Source organism: Bowdeniella massiliensis (genome assembly GCF_023634005.1).
GTDB classification, from domain to species: domain Bacteria; phylum Actinomycetota; class Actinomycetes; order Actinomycetales; family Actinomycetaceae; genus Bowdeniella; species Bowdeniella massiliensis.
Genome location: NZ_JALIQR010000006.1, coordinates 159,390 through 177,774, shown reverse-complemented (window position 1 = coordinate 177,774; position 18,385 = coordinate 159,390). Strand labels below are relative to the sequence as shown.

Here is an 18,385-nt window from a genome sequence, read left to right as displayed (position 1 = left end):
CCTAGCAGCAGCCGATGTGGTCAAAGGGGGAGCGCTCCATCCCCATGCGGGTGTGCCATTCGTGCAGGTCTTCGCGCAGATAGGGCCACAGCTCGGCGGTCTCATAGGCCATGGGGTTCGGGATGCCGAGCGCCTCGCCAAGGACGACGAGCATGAAAAAGTCGTTCTCATCGCGCGCGGTGCGGGCCATCGTGCCCCGGTAGCGCGCGTAGTAGTACTCGTGCCAGCCGGCCTTAAACGCCTGCCATTTCTCCTTCAGGGTGCGAGGTTCGAAGTCGAGCGAGCCCGCGGGAATGCGGCGCTCGCCATTGATCTCGACGGCATCGTAGCGCTCGGGCTCCTGCGTCATGACCTCTCCTCTCCTCGTGCCGGGTGGGCGGCCGGCCACGTCGGCCCGACCGCCCACCAAGGCTGCGCAATCGCGCGTTAGATATCGTGCTCGACGGGCTCGGCGGCGCGAACCTCGGCATCCGGATCGTCCTGCGTCGGCGCCTTGACCATCGCGCGGATGGACTCGACGGAGACGAACAGCGCACACACCAAGATGATGATGTCCAGCACGAGCAGCAGCCAGTTGCCGTCCTTGTAGAACGTGCCCAGCTGCACAACGAGCGCGAGCACGCTCATCGCCAAGATGACGCCGAACGGAATCATCGTCACGAGCGCGAGGCGCTTCTTGCGCAGCAGGATGACGGTCACGATCGCGAGCGAGAGCGCCGCCATGAGCTGGTTGGTCGTACCGAACAGCGGCCAGATGATCATGCCACCTTCGCCGTCGGCGCCGGCCGCAAAGCTCAGTGCGAGGCAGACGACAAGGACGATCAGCGTCGCGGAGATGTGCCGCAGCTTGACCCCCATGAGCTCGCCGGCTTCCTGGACGACGAAGCGCTGCAGGCGCACGCCGGTGTCCATCGTCGTGGCGGCGAACAGCACGGCCATCGTCGCGAGCACCGTCGCGGACAGCGAGTGCGGGATGCCGAGCGCGCTTTCCATGATCGCGCCGCCGCCGTCGACGAAGGCATTCACCCCACCCTGGCCGAAGGCCGAGTAGACGGCCTCCCAGTCGGCCAGCGTCTTGAAGCCCGCGGTCGTCGCGATGATCGCACCGAGCGCGAGCAGGCCCTCTCCGACGGCCCCGAAGTAGCCGACGAAGCGAGCATCGGTTTCCTTATTGAGCTGCTTGGAGCTGGTACCCGAGGCCACCATGCCGTGGAAGCCGGAGACCGCGCCGCACGCGATCGTGACGAACAGCAGCGGCACGATCGAGGGCGTGCCTTCCGGCACGGCCTGGTTGACGGCCGGCGCGACGACGGTCGGCATCGTGATCAGCACCGAAATGTAGAGCAGGCCGAGCCCAACAAAGAGCTGCAGCCCGTTGATGTAGTCGCGCGGCTGCAGCAGCACCCACACCGGCAGCATCGAGGCGATGCCGGCATACAGGAACAGCAGCAGGATCCAGAATGCCTTGGCGGACAGGCCAAGGACGGTCTCGGGCAGCACGACGGGCACCTGGTCGCCCAGGATGATGAGGGCATACAAGGCGATAACGCCGACGACGGAGACGATCGGCAGATTCCACTTCAAGCGGTAGATCGCCTGGCCGACGAGCAGCGCGACGACGAGTGCGCCCCAGGTGGGAATGACGGCCGTCGGCGTGCCGACGAGCAGCCCCGCGATGACGACGGCGAAGGCCGCGTTGACCATCAGCAGTAGCAGGAAGATGACGACGAGGAAGAGCACCTTGCCGCGATCGCCGATGTAGCGCCCCGACAGGGAGCCGATCGACTTGCCCTTGTTGCGAACCGAGGCCCACAGCACGCCAAGGTCGTGCATGCCGGCGAAGAACACCGTGCCGAGCGTGACCCAGAGGAAGGCCGGCAGCCAGCCCCAGATGACGGCGACGGCGGGACCGACGATGGGCGCCGCGCCCGCAACCGAGGTGAAGTGGTGGCCCCACAGCACGAGCTTGTTCGTGGGGACGTGGTCGATGCCGTCTTCAAATTCGTGCGCCGGCGTGACGAACTTCGAGTCGAGCTGCAGCACCTTTGCCGAAATGAAGCGAGAGTAGAGGAAGTAGCCCGCCAGCATCATCGCGATGCCGACGACGGCGAGCACAAGTGAGTTCATAGGAACACTCCTAGATCCAGGGGTGCGCGCCGCCGAAAGTCACGGACATGGTTCGGCTGCGTGGCGCACACCACGAAGGTGGGTATCCCTAAGCTAAACCATCATGTGGTGAAAATGACACACCTTGCCGATATGTCACCAAATCGTGTCCTTAGCGCGGCTGCACCGGCGGCTCGGCCGACCACGGGAAGACGATCCAGTCATCGGTCTGCTTCCACACGTAGTTCGGCACGACGATCGAGCGCGGCTTGTGGTAGATCACGGCGGAGCGCACGTCGGCGCCCTCAAACTCGCCGAGCAACTCCATCACCTTGGCAAGCGTCTTGCCGGAATCGGCGACATCGTCGACGACGAGGATCTTCTTGCCGGGCAGATCGGTGGTGTCCATGAGCGGATCGAGCAGCAGCGGCTCGTCGAGGGTTTCGTTGACGTCAGTATAAAACTCGACGTTCATTGTGCCCATGGCCTTGACGCCGAGGGCGTAGGAGACGGCGCCGGCGGGCAGCAGGCCGCCGCGGGCGACGGCGACGACGAGATCGGGCCGCCAGTGATCGTCGACGATCTGTTGGGCCAGTTGGCGCGCGCTCGCGCCGAAATCGTTCCAGGTCAGCACCTCGCGGACGATGTCCGCATCCGTGCTCGCGCCGTCGTCAAAAGCAGTCATGAATCGATTCTAAAGCCCGCACCCACAACGTACGGAAGATCACGACGAATCGGACATCGCTGGGCTTGAAAGTCCCGGCTCTGCCCTGTTTGACTCACATTCGGCCTACTTACGACCACCGATAAGGACACTGATGTCTCACTCATCGCCGCACGGCAACGCTGCCTCGGTCGAACCCTATGACGAAATCGACGCCCCGGAGCTGTCCGAGGTGCCCCTGGCAACCCCCGAGGAACGCGCCAATCCCGCTCGCGTGAACCGCTCTTGGGTGATCTCCCTGTTCGGCACCGCCGTCGGCGCCGGCGTGCTGTTCCTGCCGATCAATGCGGGCGCGGGCGGCGTCTGGCCGCTGCTTATCGTGACGCTCCTGATCGGTCCCATGACCTACTTCTCCCACCGCGCGCTCGCGCGCTTTGTGTGCGTCTCGCCGAAGAAGGGCGAGGACATCACCCTCGTCGCCGAGGACTATTTCGGTCCGCTCGCCGGCAAGGCCATCACCGTCTTGTACTTCTTCGCGATCTACCCGATCGTCCTCATCTACGGCGTGGGCATCACAAACACGCTCGACTCGCTTATCGTCAACCAGCTGGGCGGCCCGCAGATACCGCGCGCGATCCTCTCGCTCGTGGCGATCTCGCTGCTCATGCTCGTCATGCTTGTTGGCCAGCGCATCATGCTCATCGTGACGCAGGCGCTCGTCTACCCGCTGATCTTCCTGCTGTTTGCGATCTCGATCTACCTCATTCCGTCCTGGAGCCTTTCCGGCCTGTCCTCGCCGACGGACCTGGGCGGGATGCTGTTCGCCGTTTGGCTCGTCATCCCCGTGCTGGTGTTCGCGTTCAACCACTCGCCCGCGATCTCGCAGTTCTCGCTCGCGATGCAGCGCACGCACGGCGAAGCGGCGGCCGATAACGCCTCCAAGGTGCTCATTCGCACGGCCGCGCTGCTCGTCGGATTCACGATGTTCTTCGTGTGGTCCTGCGTGCTGGCGCTCGGCTCCGATGGGCTTGCGGCGGCGCGCGAAGCGAACCTGCCCGTGCTCTCGCACCTGGCAAACGTCCACGGCGCGCCCGTCATCGCCTACCTCGGCCCGGCCATCGCGATCGCCGCGATCTGCTCCTCGTTCTTCGGCCACTACCTCGGCGCGGCCGAGGGCGCGGCTGGCATCGTGCGAAATATCGCGCCGAATGCGACGAAGTCGATGGGGGAGAAGAAGCTGGCGCTCGGCGTGGCAGCGTTCATCTTCCTTACGACGTGGGCTGCTGCGATCATCAACCCCGAGATCCTCGCTCTGATCGAATCGCTGTCCGGCCCGGTCATCGCCTCGATTCTCTACCTCATGCCGATGTACGCGATCTACAAGGTGGAGGCGCTCAGGCCCTACCGCAAGCAGGCCTCGAACCTCTTCGTCATCATTGCGGGCCTCGTGGCCGTGGGCGGGGTGACGTTCTCGCTGTTCCGCTAACGCTCGGACCGAACGATGCGGGCGAGGCGCCGCGCGGTGGCAGAAAGTCGCGCGCCCTCGCCCGTAATCATGCGCAGTTCGCGGCCAAGGCGCAGCGTCGTCGGGATCTCGACGAACGTACCGGCCGCGAGTTCCGCCGCGATGGCCAGGCGCGGCACGACGGCAAGGGAGCCGTGGGCCACCGCCCGCAAGATCGCGGCAGCTGAGGAGACCTCTGGCAGCTGCGAGGGCAGGTAGGTGCCCTCGCGCAAGCATGCTTCGGCGAGGACCTCGCGCGTTCCCGAGCCCTCCTCGCGCAGCACGAGCGGCAGCTCGATGAGGCGGGCCGCGGTGAGCGCCGCAGCTCCGGGCAGGCCGTGGGCCGCTGCCGCATGAGGCGTGGCGATAAGGACGAGCTCGTCGCGCCCCCGGCCGGTTATGGCTGATGCGGGCCGGGCGGGCCACAATAGCGAGGTGCTATCTGACGACCCCCGCGTAGTTCGACCCTCCCGCGGCCACCGCGTCCGCACCTGGATCGCTGGTTTTCCGCGCCTGCTGACCGGCATCGCCATCGCGGCGCTCGCGGCCGGAATCGCCTACGGCGTCAATGCGTTCGTGCCGCTGCTGTCCGCGCTGCTCGTCGCGATCATCCTAGGCGTGATCTTGCGCAATACCGGTCTCATTCCCGCGGCCGCCGAGCCGGGATTTGCGTTCGTGGGCCGCACCATCTTGCGGCTCGGCGTCGTCCTGCTGGGATTGCGGCTCTCGATCCCGCAGGTCCTCGAACTCGGCTGGGGGGTCATCGCGATCATCGTTGTGACAGTCGCCTCCACCTACGCCATCGGCCTGGGGCTTGGGCGATTGCTGCGCATCGAACATGCGACGACGGTCCTGACCGCGACGGGTACCGCGATCTGCGGGGCCGCCGCCGTCGCGGCGATGAGTTCCGTCGTGCGCAGCGATGACGAGGAAGCAAGCACCGACGAAGCGGCCGCGACCGCCGTCGCCTCCGTCACGCTCTTTGGAACCGTTGCCCTGCTCGCGCTGCCGCCGCTGGCGGCGCTCCTTTCGCTCGCCCCGAACGCGACGGGGGTGTGGATCGGCGCCGCCGTGCACGAGGTGGGGCAGGTCGTCGCCGGCGCCGGGATCGCCGCCTCTTACCTGACCGACGCGAGCGCCGCGACCGCGCTGGTTGATACCGCCGTCGTCACCAAACTCGGCCGCGTCGTCATGCTCGCGCCCCTTGTCGCGCTCGTCGGCGCCCTCGAAACCCGCCTAGCCCGGCGGATCGCCGCCGAGCAGGTCTCCCGCAGCGAAGCCGACGACGTCCTTGCCGGGCGCCGCGTCGATCACACTCGAGCGCGCGACATCTCGCGGCCGCCGATCATCCCGGCATTCGTGGCGGGCTTCTTGCTGATGGTCATCATCCGGTCGCTGACCGATCTGCCGGTCGCCTTCCTTGCCGCGGCCGATACGACGGCGACGATCCTGCTGACCTGCGCCATGGTCGCGATGGGTGCGGGCGTGCGGCTCAAAAAGCTCGTGACTTCCGGGGCGAAAGCCCTCGGACTTGGCGCAATTCTTGGTGTGGTGGCCGCCATCATTTCGCTGCTTGGGACGATTATGTTGGTTTAAAGCGCCGTTTCAGGCCATCAAGGGGGGACCATGATTGGCGATCGCCGCGACCAACTCGTCGCCGACCTACGCAGATACATCACTGGATTCTCATCGCCCTGTTCGTCACGCGCGAGGGCTTCCAGTTCTCCGCCTGGCTTGAGCCTAGGACGTGGATCGGCGTCGGGGGATTTGCTCTCATTATGGTGGCAGGGCGCCGCTACTACGCGGCGAAAGAAGTAGCCGACAGGGACAGGTAAGTGGTTGTAGCCGCCGCCGTGAGTTGGCCGACGGATCCGTGCAGTTCGTCGATACGCTCGGAACCGCTGAAGGTGCAGTCCTCGCGTCGTCCAGGTCTTTCGAGATTCGCGAACTTAACCGCCGTCGAAGCCTGATTCGCGAGAGTTCACCTGTCTCAAGTCCCAGATAAATGTGCGATCCACCGCCTATCGTTAGGGGCGTGATCACCATTGCTGCCCCCCGCGAGCCAGCGCCGGAAACGCGGGTTGCTCTCGTTCCTGAAACTGCCTCTGCCCTCACGCGCGCGGGCCATCGCGTCCTCATTGAAACCGGTGCGGGCCTCGCCGCCGGGCACACCGACGCGGACTACGAAAAGGCAGGTGCCGACGTCGTCGCCGGGATCGACCTCGCCGTGATCGACGTCCTTGCGCACATCACCCCGCTACCGCACGAAGCGATCGCGCGGCTGCGGCGCGGCGCCGTCACCATCGGCCTCATGGCACCCTTTACCGACGAGCGCCTCGCGGCCCTGACCGAGGCGGGCGTCACCGCGCTCGCGTTCGAAAAGGTCCCGCGCACCTCTCGCGCGCAGGCGATGGATGTTCTTTCCTCGCAGGCGCTCGCGGCCGGCTACCGCTGCGTGCTCGAAGCGGCGATCCGCCTGCCGCGGTTCTTCCCGCTCGCCATGACGGCCGCGGGCACCGTCCCGCCCGCGAAGGTCGTCGTGCTGGGCATCGGCGTTGCCGGGCTGCAGGCGATCGCCACCGCGAAGCGGCTCGGCGCGAACGTCGCCGCGAACGACATCCGCCCCTCCTCGGCCGAAGAGGCCCGCTCCGTCGGCGCTACCTTTATCGACGTCGGCCTCGATACCGCCGAAGGCACGGGCACCGGGGGCTATGCGCGCGCACTCGGGCAGGATTCCGCCGCCCGGCAGCAGGCCGCGCTCGCCCCGCACATCGCCGACGCTGACGTCCTCATCACCACCGCGGGCGTGCCCGGCAAGAGCGCGCCGCGCCTCGCGACCGCCGAGATGATCGCCGCGATGCGCCCCGGCAGCGTCGTGGTCGACATGCTCGCGGCCTCCGGCGGCAACGTCGAAGGCTCCGTCGCGGGCGAGGACGTCAAGGTCCCCTCCGCCCGCGGCGACGGCGAAATCACCATCGTCGGTCTCACGGTGCCCGCCGCCGACCTGCCCGCCGATGCCTCCCGCCTGTACGCGAAGAACGTCCAGAACATCATTAACCTGCTGGTGACCGATGACGGCTTTGCCGTCGACTTCGCCGATGACATCCTCGACGGCGCAGCCATCACCCACGACGGCGTCAACCGCCTCGCCGCCCCCGAGACGGGCCCGAGCGATCCGGAACCCGAACCCGATCCCACTCCGGCCGAAGATGCCCAGCCCACCGAAGGAGACCAGCCGTGATCACGATCCTCACGATCTTCGTCCTCGCCGCGTTCGTCGGCGTCGAAGTCGTCTCCAAAGTCTCCTCGACGCTGCACACCCCGCTCATGAGCGGCGCGAACGCCATCCACGGCATCATCCTCGTCGGCGCAATCCTCGTCACGGCGCACTCGCCGAACTGGATCCTGACGGTCCTCGGCTTCATCGCCGTCCTACTCGCCACCGTCAACCTCGTCGGCGGCTTCGTCATCACCGACCGCATGCTCGAAATGTTTAGCGCAAAGAAGGCGCCCAAGCCCGTCGGAAACGAAGGAGAGGCCAAGTGAAGCTCCTCAGCTACGACGTTGCCGCCCTGCTCTACCTCGTCGCGGCGGTCTGCTTCATCCTGGCCCTCAAGGGCCTGTCCAACCCGCGGCACGCCCGCCGCGGCAACATGCTCGGCGCGGCCGGCGCGGCCCTCGCCGTCGTCACTGCGCTGCTCTCCACCGACTTCTACGGCGCGAACCTCGCCGTCACCCTCGTGGCGATCGTCCTCGGCTGCCTCATCGCCGTGCCGTGGGCGCGCATGGTCAAAATGACCGACCTGCCCCAGCTCGTCGCGATCTTCAACGGCGTGGGCGGCGGCGCCGCGGCCGTCGTCGGCATCATGGAGCTCACCGAATGGGGTGGGGCGAACTCGACGTTCGCGACGTCCGCCACGGCCTTTGCGATCCTCGTCGGCTCCCTGTCGTTTGCGGGCTCGATGCTGACCTTCGCCAAACTCCAGGGCATCATGACGGGCCGGCCAATCGTCCTGCCCGCGGCCCCCGCGATCATGGCCGGCACCATGCTCATCAGTGCGGTTCTCGCCGTCGCGGTCGCCGTCACCGGCAACGTATGGCTCGGCCTCGCGCTGCTGATCGCGGGCCTGGCCTCCGGCGTCCTGACCGTGCTGCCCGTGGGTGGCGCCGACGTCCCGATCGTCATCTCGCTGCTCAACGCCTTCACCGGCCTGGCCGTCGCGGCCTCCGGCTTCGCGATGCCCAACACACTCATGCTCGTCGCCGGCACTCTCGTCGGCGCCTCCGGTTCCATCCTCACGATCGCGATGGCGAGCGCGATGGGACGCTCGGTGCTCGGCATCCTGTTCGGCGCCCTCAAGGGCGGCTCGACGGCCGGCTCGACCCAGCAGTCCGACCGTCCGGTGCGCCGCGCCCAAAGTGACGACGTCGCGATCGCGCTGGCCTACGCCTCGCGCGTCGTCGTCGTTCCCGGCTACGGACTCGCCGTCGCCCAGGCGCAGCACACCTGCGCCGAGCTCGTCACCGCCCTGCGCGAGCGCGGCATCGACGCGGTTTACGGCATCCACCCCGTCGCGGGCCGCATGCCCGGCCACATGAACGTCCTGCTCGCCGAAGCGAACGTCCCCTACGAACTGCTCATCGAGGCCGACGACGTGAACGCGGCCATGCCCTCCACCGACGTCGTGCTCGTCGTCGGTGCCAACGACGTCGTCAACCCGGCCGCCCGCACCGACCCGTCCGCGCCGATCTACGGCATGCCGATCATCAACGCGGACTACGCCGGCCAGGTCTTCTTCCTCAAGCGCTCCATGCGCCCGGGCTTCGCGGGAATCGAAAACGAGCTGTTGTTCTCGGACAAGACGCAATTGCTCTTCGGCGATGCCAAGGAGTCCCTCGCCGCGGTCGTCGCCGCCCTCAAGGAGGTCTAACCGGGCGGTAGCACTACTGCCGCGCGTGTCCCAACCGTTAACCTGAAAGGGTAACGGCGACGGGGGAGCGCGCATGGTAATGGTGCCAGCAAAAGCGATCGCGGCAGCGGCTGCGGTGTCAGCACTCATGATTTCCGGGTGCACGACGCCTGCCATGACGACATTCGAACCGAGCGATGATCTCATCCTCACGATGACCGAATCGAACAACGACGTCGGCTTCGATGCTGCATGGTGGGGGACCTTCGTCGCCAAGAACGGCTGCGTCGCACTCCAACTCGACGACAGCGGCTTCGCCATCCCCATCGTGCCGGCAACAGCAGAGCTCGTGAAGGACGCCGACGGCACCTACGGAATCCGCCGCGACGGCGTCACCTACGAATTCGGCAAACCCGTCATGGGCTGCGGCGGATACTTCACGGCCAAGGACTTTCCCGACCTGCCCGAGGTCGCCCGGTGCGTTGAGGCGGTAGGGATACCCGCTGAAGACTCGGTCGTCGTCATCAGCGATATCACGATCGACGAATAATCTCCTTACCGTTCTTTTCCCACAAACGTTGCGGCAATATGGGCATATTGGAATTTACGCAATATTAATCTGAGCTAATTAGCCCCCGCTAAGTCGCCGTATGCGGCCCGAGTCACACGGCGCACTTCCCCCAGAATTTCGCGGCTTTTGCCTGCCAACTAGGACGAGAGTCCCAGTTTTCTCCGACACGGCTGTCACCACAATGGAGACACCAGCGAAATCGTATATAAAAATTGGTGTGGGGCATTGTTAGCGAAAAAACTCGCGCACCCCCACTCGTGACACAGGTAGACCGGGTCATCAGGAGGCAGACCATGACGATCGATTCAGGTGAACGAGCCAGCGAGGCAGAACCACGCCCCGGAATGACCCGCCGTTCGGTCCTGGCCTGGGGCTCGGCCGTGGGGGCCGGCGCCGCGCTCATGTCCGCGGCCGGGTGCTCCTCCGAGTCCGACACCTTCGGCCTCGATAACCGCAATGTCGAATACCGTCCGCTGCCCGATGGCGCCAAGGAGATCTGGTCCGCGTGCGTCGTGAACTGTGGTTCGCGCTGCCCGCTGCGCCTCGTCGTTAACGACGGACAGATCGTGCGCGTCCTGCCGGACAACACCGGCGACGACTCGCTGCTCGGCCGGCAGATCCGCGCCTGCCCGCGCGGCCGCAACATGCGCCAGCGGATCTACAACCCCGACCGCATCAAGACACCGCTCAAGCGCGTCGAGGGTGCGAAGCGTTCCGAGGGCAAGTTCGAGGAGATCACCTGGGAAGAGGCCTTCGACCTCTTCGCGGAAAAACTCCGCCACACGATCGATACCTACGGCAACGAAGCGATCTACAAGAACTACGGCTCGGGCGTGTGGAACGCGCACCTGGGCTATTCCGGCGGCTGGCCGCGGCTGTTCAACCTGCTCGGTGGCTTCCTCGGCTACTACGGCAACTACTCCTACCTGCAGATCTCGCAGTGCACCCGTTTCCACTACGGCGCTCCCGATGAGCAGATCTCCAACTCGTTTGAAGACGCCATCGAAAACTCCAAACTCCTCGTGCTGTGGGGCAACAACCCGCAAGAAACCCGCATGAGCGGCGGCGGCCTGACCTTCGTGTCGAACTTCGCCCACCAAAAGGGCCTGCGCATCATCGTCGTCGATCCGCGCTACTCGGACTCTGCATCCGTGCTCGCCGACGACTGGATCGCGCCCCGCCCCGGCACCGACGCGGCCCTCGTCGCGGGCATCGCGCACGTCCTGTTCACCGAGAACCTTGCCGATACCGCCTTCCTCGATAAGTACTGCATCGGCCACGACGAAGAGCACATGCCCGACGGCGTGCCGGCGAACAACTCCTACCGCGCCTACATCATGGGCCAGGGCGAGGACGGCGTCGAAAAGACCCCCGAATGGGCGGCCGACATCACCGGCGTACCCGCCCACAAGATCGTCTCCTTCGCGCGCGAACTCGGCACCACCAAGCCGGTCAACATCTCCCAGGGCTGGGGGCCACAGCGCCACGCCAACGGCGAGAACCAGGCCCGCGCCATCTACACCCTGGCTGCGCTCACCGGAAACATCGGCATCCCCGGCGGCGGCACCGGCGGCCGAGAAGGCTACTACTGGCCGGTCACGCAGTGGTTCCCCGACGGCGACAACCCCGTCACGACGACGATCTCGTGCTACTCCTGGGTCGACGCGATCGACCACGGCGAAGAGATGACTGAGCTCAAGGACGGCGTGCGCGGCCGCGAACGCCTGCAAACCGGTATCAAGTTCCTGCTCAACTACGGCTCGAACATGTCCGGCAGCCAGCACGGCGACATCAACAAGACCCGCGCCGTCCTCGATGACGAAACCAAATGCGAATTCATCGTCACCGTCGACAACCAGTTCACCGCGACGGCCCGCATGTCCGACCTCATCCTGCCGGACTGCACCACCTCCGAGCGCTGGGACCTCATCCCGAGCGAATACACCGGCGACATGGCCTACCTCATCATGGGCGAGAAGGCGATCGAACCGATCTTCGAGTCCAAGCCCGCCTACGAAATGTGCACCGAAATCGCCAAGCGGATGGGCATCGAAGAGGAGTTCACCGAGGGCCGGGATCTGGAGGGCTGGGCGCGCTGGATGCAGGAGCAGACGGTCGCCGAGCACCCCGATTTTCCGAGCTTCGACGAACTGCGCGAGCAGGGCGTCTACCGGTACTACAACCCCGACGGCCTGACGGTCGCGCTGAAGGATTTCCGCGACGATCCCGACACCAACCCGCTCGATACCCCGAGCGGCAAGATCGAGATCTTCTCCAAGCAGCTGTGGGACATGGCCAAGACGTGGGAGTTCCCCGACGCGCTACCGGGCGACAAGATCACCGCGCTGCCCGAGCACGTGGACACCTGGGAAGGCGCACTGGAAGCCCGCACGAACAAGAAGTACCCGCTGCAGTGCATCGGCCACCACTTCAAGGGCCGCACGCACTCCACCTACGGCAACCTCACGCTCAACCGCGAGGCCCACCACCAGCGCGCGTGGATCAACACCCTCGACGCGAAGGATCGCGGCATCGAGAACAACGACATGGTCCGCATCCACAACGATCGCGGCACCATCCAGCTGCCCGCCATGGTCACGCCCCGCATCATGCCCGGCGTCGTCTCCGTGCCGCAGGGTGCCTGGCTCAACATCGACGCCGACGGCGTCGATCACGGCGGCGCCGTCAACATGTTGACCAGCCAACACAAGACGCCGTACGCCAAGGGCAACGGCCAACACACCGTCCTCGTCGAAGTCGAACCGGCCCCCGCCGGTGCTAGCTATCCGGACCCGGATCGGCACATCGACCTCAACGAAGCCCCGGTGACCTACACATCCACCTTCGAGACCGCGTCCGGCTCGAGCCCGAACGACGTCGCGCGCCAGGCCGCCGCCTTCGCCGCGATCGCGCTCGGGACCGCCGACGCCGGCACCCACGCATAAGGCACGGTGAGACATCATGGCGGAAAAACTCGGATTCTACTTCAACCAGACCCTGTGCAACGGCTGCAAGGCCTGCCAGATCGCCTGCAAGGATAAGCACTCGCTGCCCGAAGGCGTGACCTGGCGCCGCGTCGTCGAATACACCGGCGGCAGCTGGCAGCGCGACGGCAATACCGTCACGCCCAACGTCTTTTCCTACTACACCTCGATCTCGTGCAACCACTGCGAGGACCCGATCTGCGTCAAGGTCTGCCCGACGACGGCGATGCACCAAAACGAGGACGGCACGGTCTCCGTCGACGCCGATAAGTGCGTCGGCTGCCGGTACTGCGAATGGGCCTGCCCCTATTCCGCACCGCAGTACCACCCCGGCCTTGGCCACATGACCAAGTGCGACCTGTGCGCCGACTACCGCTCCGAGGGCAAGGACCCGGCCTGCGTCGCCGCCTGCCCCTCGCGGGCGCTCGGCTGGGGCCCGATCGACGAACTGCGCGATGAGCACGGCCACGTCGATAACACCGAGCCGCTGCCCGATCCCTCGATCACCCGGCCGCACCTCGTCATTACGCCGCACCGCGATGCGCAAACCTCCGGCTCTGGCACGGGCCAGATCATGAACCCGCGGGAGATCTAGCAATGAACGTCCACGAACTTCCCCTCATCTCCTTTACGATCCTCGCGCAGATGTGCGTGGGCGCCTTCGTGATCCTCGGGCTCATCCAGGTGATTGGCCCGCGGCTGTACCACCTGAGTGACGCCGAACGACGCGGCGGCGCCCCCGCCGCCACCGATGATGCAGCAACGACGAGCAGTGCCACGAGCAGCGAGCCCACGAACCCGATCGCCCGGCTGCTCAAGCGCTTCGGCCTCGACTACGTGCCCGCCACGAACGTGCTCGACAAGCTCACCGACCCGGCGCTGTTCGCCATCGGCCCGATCCTCGTGCTCGGCCTGCTCGGCTCGATGCTCCACCTCGGTAACCCGTTTAACGCGCTGAACACCTTCCGCCACCTCGGCTCGAGCTGGCTCTCGCGCGAGATCCTCTTCGGCGTCGGATTCGCCGCAGCCGGGTTCGTCTTTTCCTTCCTGCAGTGGAAGAAAATCGGCAGCCCGCGCCTGCGCCAGGCCCTCGGCGTCATCACCGCGCTCATCGGCCTGGGCCTCGTCTACGTCATGTCGATGGTCTACGCCTCCCTGCCCACGGTCCCGTTCTGGCACCTGTGGACGACGCCCGCGACGTTCTTCGTCACGACGTTCACTCTCGGGGCCCTTGCCGTCGGGGCCGGCCTGCTCACCGTGACGATGTGGCGCCGTCGGCGCCTCGGCGGCCGCGACGACGTGATCGATGACCGCACCCAGGTGATGCTGCAGCGCACCGTCGAGATCCTTGCGGTCGCGATCGTTGCCCTCGCCATCGCCCAGATCGTCCTGCTCATTTTGCAGCTCACGACGATGGGCGCGGACCCGGCCATGCCGGAGGCCTCGCGCGCCGCGTTCTACAACAACTGGTTCCTTGCCCGCATCCTCCTGCTCATCATCGGGGCATGCCTGCTCGGGTTCCTCATGTACCGCTTCGCGGCCGCCCACCGCTCGCTGCCCACCCTCGCGACCGTCGCGACGTGCGCCTTCGTCGTCGTCCTCGCCTCCGAGGTCCTCGGCCGGTCGCTGTTCTACGACGCGATGACCCGCATCGGAATGTAGCTGGCGAGCAAAAGGCGATAGCCTGACAAGCGTGGCGGCGTCGGAGTGTGCGCCACAAGCGGCCCACGACGGGCCGGAGCCGCCACGCGAGCATCTCGCGGCGCAGGGGAGGACCCGATGACAACGAACCACTCAACGCGCTCTGCCCTGTTCGCAGGCCTGGCCGCCAGCGCGCTGCTGCTGTCCGCCTGCGGCGGCGGTGGCACCCAGGCCCCGGCCGCATCGCCAGCGGCGACGGATACCGCTGCCAGCCAGGACCTTTCCGGCGATGTCTCCGTCTTTGCCGCGGCCTCGCTGAACAAGGCATTTTCGGATATCGCCGACGAGCTCGCCACCACCCACCCCGGCATCACGGTCACTTTCTCCTTCGAAGGCTCCTCCACGCTCGTGGACCAGATGGCCGAAGGCGCCCCCGCGGACGTCTTCGCCTCGGCGGACGAAAAGAACATGACGCGCGCCACCGAGGAAAACCTCGTCGGCGAAGCCAAGGAATTCGCCACCAACGTCCTGACCCTCATCGTGCCCGCCGGAAACCCGGGCGAGATCACGGGGCTGAACGACTCCCTGACCGGCAAGCGCCTCGTCGTGTGCGCCCCCGGCGTGCCGTGCGGCAACGCCACCGAAACCCTCGCGAAGAACCTCGGCGTCACGCTTGAGCCCGTCTCCGAGGAACAAAAAGTCACCGACGTGCGCGGCAAGGTCGAGGCCGGCGAAGCCGATGCGGGCCTCGTTTACACGACGGATGCCAAGGCGGCCGGCGACAAGGTCGAGGTCATTGACGTCGACGGCGCCGACGAGGTCGTCAACCGCTACCCGATCGCCCTGACCACCAAGGGTGCGGACAATGCCGCAGCGCAGGCCTTCATCGACCTGGTGCTATCCGAGCGCGGGCAGAAGATCCTCGCCGACTACGGCTTCGGCGCCGGCGCCGACGCGGCCACGTAGCGATCGCGCTAGACCTTGGCGTACTTCGCCTTGGCGAAGCTGTAGATGCCATAGGCGGCGAAGCCGACGGCGATCGCGAGCAAGATGATCGTCCCGAAGGGGAGCCCCCGCAGCTTTTCGATCCCGTCGGCTAGCCCGCCGGCTTCCTCGGCATCGTGCTGCCACGCGGCAAAACCAAACAGCGAGCCCGTCGCGAGCAGCGCGATCCCCTTGGCGATGTAGCCGATCCGGCCCGCGGCCGTCAGCGGCGCGGGCGGATTCTTGTCGAGATCCTCTAAGAACTTCGCCGTCGCGCCACTGTAGAAGTGGTAGCCACCAATCGCAAGGATGACGATCGCGGCGATCGCGACGAGGAACTGGCCACCGGGCATCGACAGCGCCGTGCCCGTCGCCTCCTCCTCGGTGCCCGAGGAGGTCGACGAGCCGATCGCGATGAAGAACGCGACGCCCGCGATGACAAGGTAGACGACGGCCTTACCCGCCGCCGAAATCCGCTTGCTCGTCTTGCTCAGCGTCACCGCCTCGGTGATCTGCCAGACGGCGAGCAGCACGAGCCCGGCGATGACGACCCACAGCAAGACGGCCCCCAGCGCGGACTGGCCGAGCAGCGAGAGAGCGCCCGACTGGTCGGTGTCCTCCTGGCTGCTGCCGAGCGCGAGCTGCGCGATGAGATAGGCGACGATGAGATGCAGCAGGCCATTAGCCACATGCCCGATGCGCGCCCCCGTGCGCACCACGTCGGAGCGACCCGCCTGTTCCGTCAGGTTTTTGGCGTCCTGCGTGTCCATTGTTCCTCCCGAAAAGTTCGCCATAAAAAACCCTAATGCCGAGCTGAGGTAGCCTCCAGTTATGCCAGAAAACTTGCGTCGCGGCACGGTGCCGGCGTGGCTCTACCTGCTGGCCGGCCTGGGCCTTGCGGCGCTCGCGATCCCGCTGATAGGCCTCGGCACACGCGTGCCGTGGGCCCGCATCGGCGAGATCATGGCAGAGGGCGACGCGCGCACGGCCCTGTGGCTCTCGCTAAAGACGTGCCTCGCCTCCACAGCGCTCGCGGTCGTGCTCGGCATCCCCACCTCCGTGCTGCTGTCCGGCTCCTGGCGCGGCGTGAAGATCGCGCGCATCCTCGTCCTGCTGCCGATGGCGCTGCCGCCCGTCGTCGCCGGCCTCGCCCTGCTGCAAACCTTTGGCCGCCGCGGCCTCATCGGATCCTGGCTCGACGCGATCGGCATCCAGATCGGATTCACGACGACGGCCGTCATCATGGCGCAGACGTTCGTTTCGATGCCCTTCCTCGTCGTCGCGTTGCAGGGCGCGCTGCAGGTGCGAGAAAAAGGGCACGAATCGATAGCGGCGACGCTCGGCGCGGGCCCCTCGCGCATCCTTGGCCGTGTGACGCTGCCGCTCGTCGCCCCCGCGATCGCGCAGGGCACGGCGCTCGCGCTCGCCCGCTCGCTCGGCGAATTCGGCGCGACGCTCACCTTCGCCGGCTCGCTCACCGGCGTCACCCGCACGATGCCGCTGGAGATCTACCTCCAGCGCGAAACCGATCCCGACATCGCGCTCGCCCTCGCCGCCGTCCTCATCGTCGTCGCGATCCTCGTCGTCGCCATCACGGCCTGGCAACACACGGGCACGACGCGGCGCGCCGCAATATCCGACGACGATGAGCTCCCGGGCGCCGACACCGCCGCCAACACCGCCGCCAACACCGCCGCCGCAGAAACCCCCGACGCCTCCGATACTCCCGGCCCCGCATCCCCGGAATCCGTCGACGGGCCAGGTGCGAAAACCGCAGCCCGAACTACCCCGCGCGGCCGCGCCATCCGCGCACACATCACCGTTCCCGAGCGCGGCACCGACGTCCATCTCGACGTCGCGCCCGGCGACATCGTCGCGCTGCTCGGCCGCAACGGCTCCGGCAAATCCACGTGCGTGCAGGTCATGAGCGGCCTGCTCGAGGGCCCCGGCTCCACCGTGCGCATCGGCGAGCGCATCCTCGATGATGCCACCACGCACGTGCCAACCCGCGACCGCGGCATCGCCCTGCTCGCCCAGCGCCCGCTGCTGCTGCCACACCTGTCCGTGCTCGACAACGTCGCCTTCGGTCTGCGCGCCAGAGGCCACCGCACCGCCGCCGCCCGCGCCCGCGCCCGCCGCGAGCTCGCCGCCGTCGGCTGCGCGCACCTGGCCGAGCGCCGCCCCTTCCAGCTCTCCGGCGGCCAAGCCGCCCGCGTCTCCCTCGCCCGCGCGCTCGCCACCGACCCGGCCGTCGTCTTCCTCGACGAGCCCATGGCGGCCCTCGACGTCAACGCCGCCGCAGCCATCCGCTCCCTGCTCGCGCGCCGCTTCGCCGCAACCCGCCCCACCGTCGTCCTCGTCACTCACAACCTGCTCGACGTCGCCTCGCTCGCCACCCACGTCGTGGTCCTCGAGGACGGCCACGTCATCGAGCACGGCCCCGCGCCCGAGATCCTCACGCACCCGCGCACCGAGTTCACCGCGGCGCTCGCGGGCATGAACATGCTCATTGGCCGCGCCTACCGCGACGACGCGGAGCCCGCGGACCCGCACCTTGTGACGATCGCCGCGGATCCGTTCGCCATCACCGGCATCGCGGACAGCGAGGCCGACGCGCGCGAGCTCGCCTCCTGCCGCGCCGTCGCACTGTTCCCGCCCTCGGCCGTCTCGCTCTACCCGGCCGGCACGGAGCCCGCCGGCTCCCCGCGCAACGTCCTCGCCACCCGCGTCGTCGGCATCGAATCGGCCGGGCGCCTGGCGCGCATCACCCTCGACGTGCTGCGTCCCGAGGCCCGCGCCGCCGCCGCACCACGCACCTGGCGCCTCAGCGCGGACATCACCCTCGGCTCGGTGCGCGCCCTCGGCATCGAGGTCGGCACGCCACTTGCCGCCGTCATCAAGGCAGCCGAGGTGAGCGTCGTGAAGACGGCAGATGGGAGCGCACCCGCGGACATGGCTCCGAGCGAGGCGAAGAACAGGTAGGCTGGCTTCGAGCGCCCCATGCGCACACCCCTCCCGGCT

16 protein-coding genes are annotated in these 18,385 nt (G+C 67.0%); 11 read left to right on the top strand and 5 right to left on the bottom strand.

The features are described from left to right. Nucleotide 1 precedes the first annotated feature (1 nt). The 3 genes from MUN85_RS05900 to MUN85_RS05890 all read right to left on the bottom strand — a co-directional run bounded on the left by MUN85_RS05900 (nucleotide 2) and on the right by MUN85_RS05890 (nucleotide 2,791). Entirely contained in the window at nucleotides 2-349 is a 348-nt protein-coding gene (locus tag MUN85_RS05900) for a cory-CC-star protein (RefSeq protein ID WP_250505830.1), read from the bottom strand. Nucleotides 350-426: 77 nt separating this feature from the next. Next, nucleotides 427-2,127, bottom strand: a complete 1,701-nt coding sequence (locus tag MUN85_RS05895; protein WP_250505829.1) for a carbon starvation CstA family protein — start codon at nucleotides 2,125-2,127, stop codon at nucleotides 427-429. Between the two features lie 151 nt (nucleotides 2,128-2,278). Beyond that, nucleotides 2,279-2,791: a phosphoribosyltransferase gene (locus MUN85_RS05890; RefSeq protein WP_092562617.1), complete on the bottom strand. Its 513-nt coding sequence runs from the start codon at nucleotides 2,789-2,791 to the stop codon at nucleotides 2,279-2,281. Nucleotides 2,792-2,924: 133 nt separating this feature from the next. Between MUN85_RS05890 and MUN85_RS05885 the strand changes: the two genes are divergently transcribed. Further along, nucleotides 2,925-4,256 (top strand): aromatic amino acid transport family protein, encoded by a 1,332-nt coding sequence (locus MUN85_RS05885; protein WP_250505828.1) that lies wholly within the window; start codon nucleotides 2,925-2,927, stop codon nucleotides 4,254-4,256. On the opposite strand, the gene MUN85_RS05880 is transcribed toward MUN85_RS05885, so the two are convergent. Further along, nucleotides 4,253-4,702 (bottom strand): LysR substrate-binding domain-containing protein, encoded by a 450-nt coding sequence (locus tag MUN85_RS05880; protein WP_250505827.1) that lies wholly within the window; start codon nucleotides 4,700-4,702, stop codon nucleotides 4,253-4,255. The two genes, MUN85_RS05885 and MUN85_RS05880, sit on opposite strands and share 4 nt — an antisense overlap. Nucleotides 4,703-4,709: 7 nt before the next feature. Here MUN85_RS05880 and MUN85_RS05875 point away from each other — a divergent pair, with 7 nt between their 5' ends. The 9 genes from MUN85_RS05875 to modA all read left to right on the top strand — a co-directional run bounded on the left by MUN85_RS05875 (nucleotide 4,710) and on the right by modA (nucleotide 15,346). Then, nucleotides 4,710-5,870, top strand: a complete 1,161-nt coding sequence (locus MUN85_RS05875) for a YeiH family protein (RefSeq protein ID WP_250505826.1) — start codon at nucleotides 4,710-4,712, stop codon at nucleotides 5,868-5,870. Nucleotides 5,871-6,309: 439 nt separating this feature from the next. Next, nucleotides 6,310-7,515 carry an NAD(P) transhydrogenase subunit alpha gene (locus MUN85_RS05870; protein WP_250505825.1) on the top strand — a complete coding sequence of 402 codons (1,206 nt, stop codon included), beginning with the start codon at nucleotides 6,310-6,312 and terminating at the stop codon, nucleotides 7,513-7,515. After that, entirely contained in the window at nucleotides 7,512-7,820 is a 309-nt protein-coding gene (locus MUN85_RS05865) for an NAD(P) transhydrogenase subunit alpha part 2 (protein ID WP_092562605.1), read from the top strand. The genes MUN85_RS05870 and MUN85_RS05865 overlap by 4 nt, the downstream gene beginning before the upstream one ends. Continuing rightward, nucleotides 7,817-9,205 carry an NAD(P)(+) transhydrogenase (Re/Si-specific) subunit beta gene (locus tag MUN85_RS05860; RefSeq protein ID WP_250505824.1) on the top strand — a complete coding sequence of 463 codons (1,389 nt, stop codon included), beginning with the start codon at nucleotides 7,817-7,819 and terminating at the stop codon, nucleotides 9,203-9,205. The genes MUN85_RS05865 and MUN85_RS05860 overlap by 4 nt, the downstream gene beginning before the upstream one ends. Nucleotides 9,206-9,278: 73 nt before the next feature. After that, complete coding sequence (locus MUN85_RS05855) at nucleotides 9,279-9,734, top strand: hypothetical protein (protein WP_250505823.1); 456 nt, start codon at nucleotides 9,279-9,281, stop codon at nucleotides 9,732-9,734. A 314-nt stretch (nucleotides 9,735-10,048) separates the two neighbouring features. Beyond that, on the top strand, nucleotides 10,049-12,700 hold the full coding sequence (locus MUN85_RS05850) for a DMSO/selenate family reductase complex A subunit (RefSeq protein ID WP_250505822.1): 2,652 nt from the start codon (nucleotides 10,049-10,051) through the stop codon (nucleotides 12,698-12,700). Nucleotides 12,701-12,716: 16 nt separating this feature from the next. Continuing rightward, nucleotides 12,717-13,334, top strand: a complete 618-nt coding sequence (locus MUN85_RS05845; RefSeq protein ID WP_092562596.1) for a DMSO/selenate family reductase complex B subunit — start codon at nucleotides 12,717-12,719, stop codon at nucleotides 13,332-13,334. Between the two features lie 2 nt (nucleotides 13,335-13,336). Then, nucleotides 13,337-14,401: a dimethyl sulfoxide reductase anchor subunit family protein gene (locus MUN85_RS05840; RefSeq protein WP_250505821.1), complete on the top strand. Its 1,065-nt coding sequence runs from the start codon at nucleotides 13,337-13,339 to the stop codon at nucleotides 14,399-14,401. 117 nt (nucleotides 14,402-14,518) lie between these two features. Next, nucleotides 14,519-15,346 (top strand): molybdate ABC transporter substrate-binding protein, encoded by an 828-nt coding sequence (gene modA / locus MUN85_RS05835; RefSeq protein ID WP_250505820.1) that lies wholly within the window; start codon nucleotides 14,519-14,521, stop codon nucleotides 15,344-15,346. 8 nt (nucleotides 15,347-15,354) lie between these two features. On the opposite strand, the gene MUN85_RS05830 is transcribed toward modA, so the two are convergent. After that, nucleotides 15,355-16,134: a DUF1206 domain-containing protein gene (locus MUN85_RS05830; RefSeq protein ID WP_250505819.1), complete on the bottom strand. Its 780-nt coding sequence runs from the start codon at nucleotides 16,132-16,134 to the stop codon at nucleotides 15,355-15,357. 61 nt (nucleotides 16,135-16,195) lie between these two features. Here MUN85_RS05830 and MUN85_RS05825 point away from each other — a divergent pair, with 61 nt between their 5' ends. Then, nucleotides 16,196-18,346, top strand: coding sequence for an ABC transporter permease (locus tag MUN85_RS05825; protein ID WP_250505818.1), 2,151 nt, complete (start codon nucleotides 16,196-16,198; stop codon nucleotides 18,344-18,346). The last annotated feature ends 39 nt before the right edge of the window (nucleotides 18,347-18,385 follow it).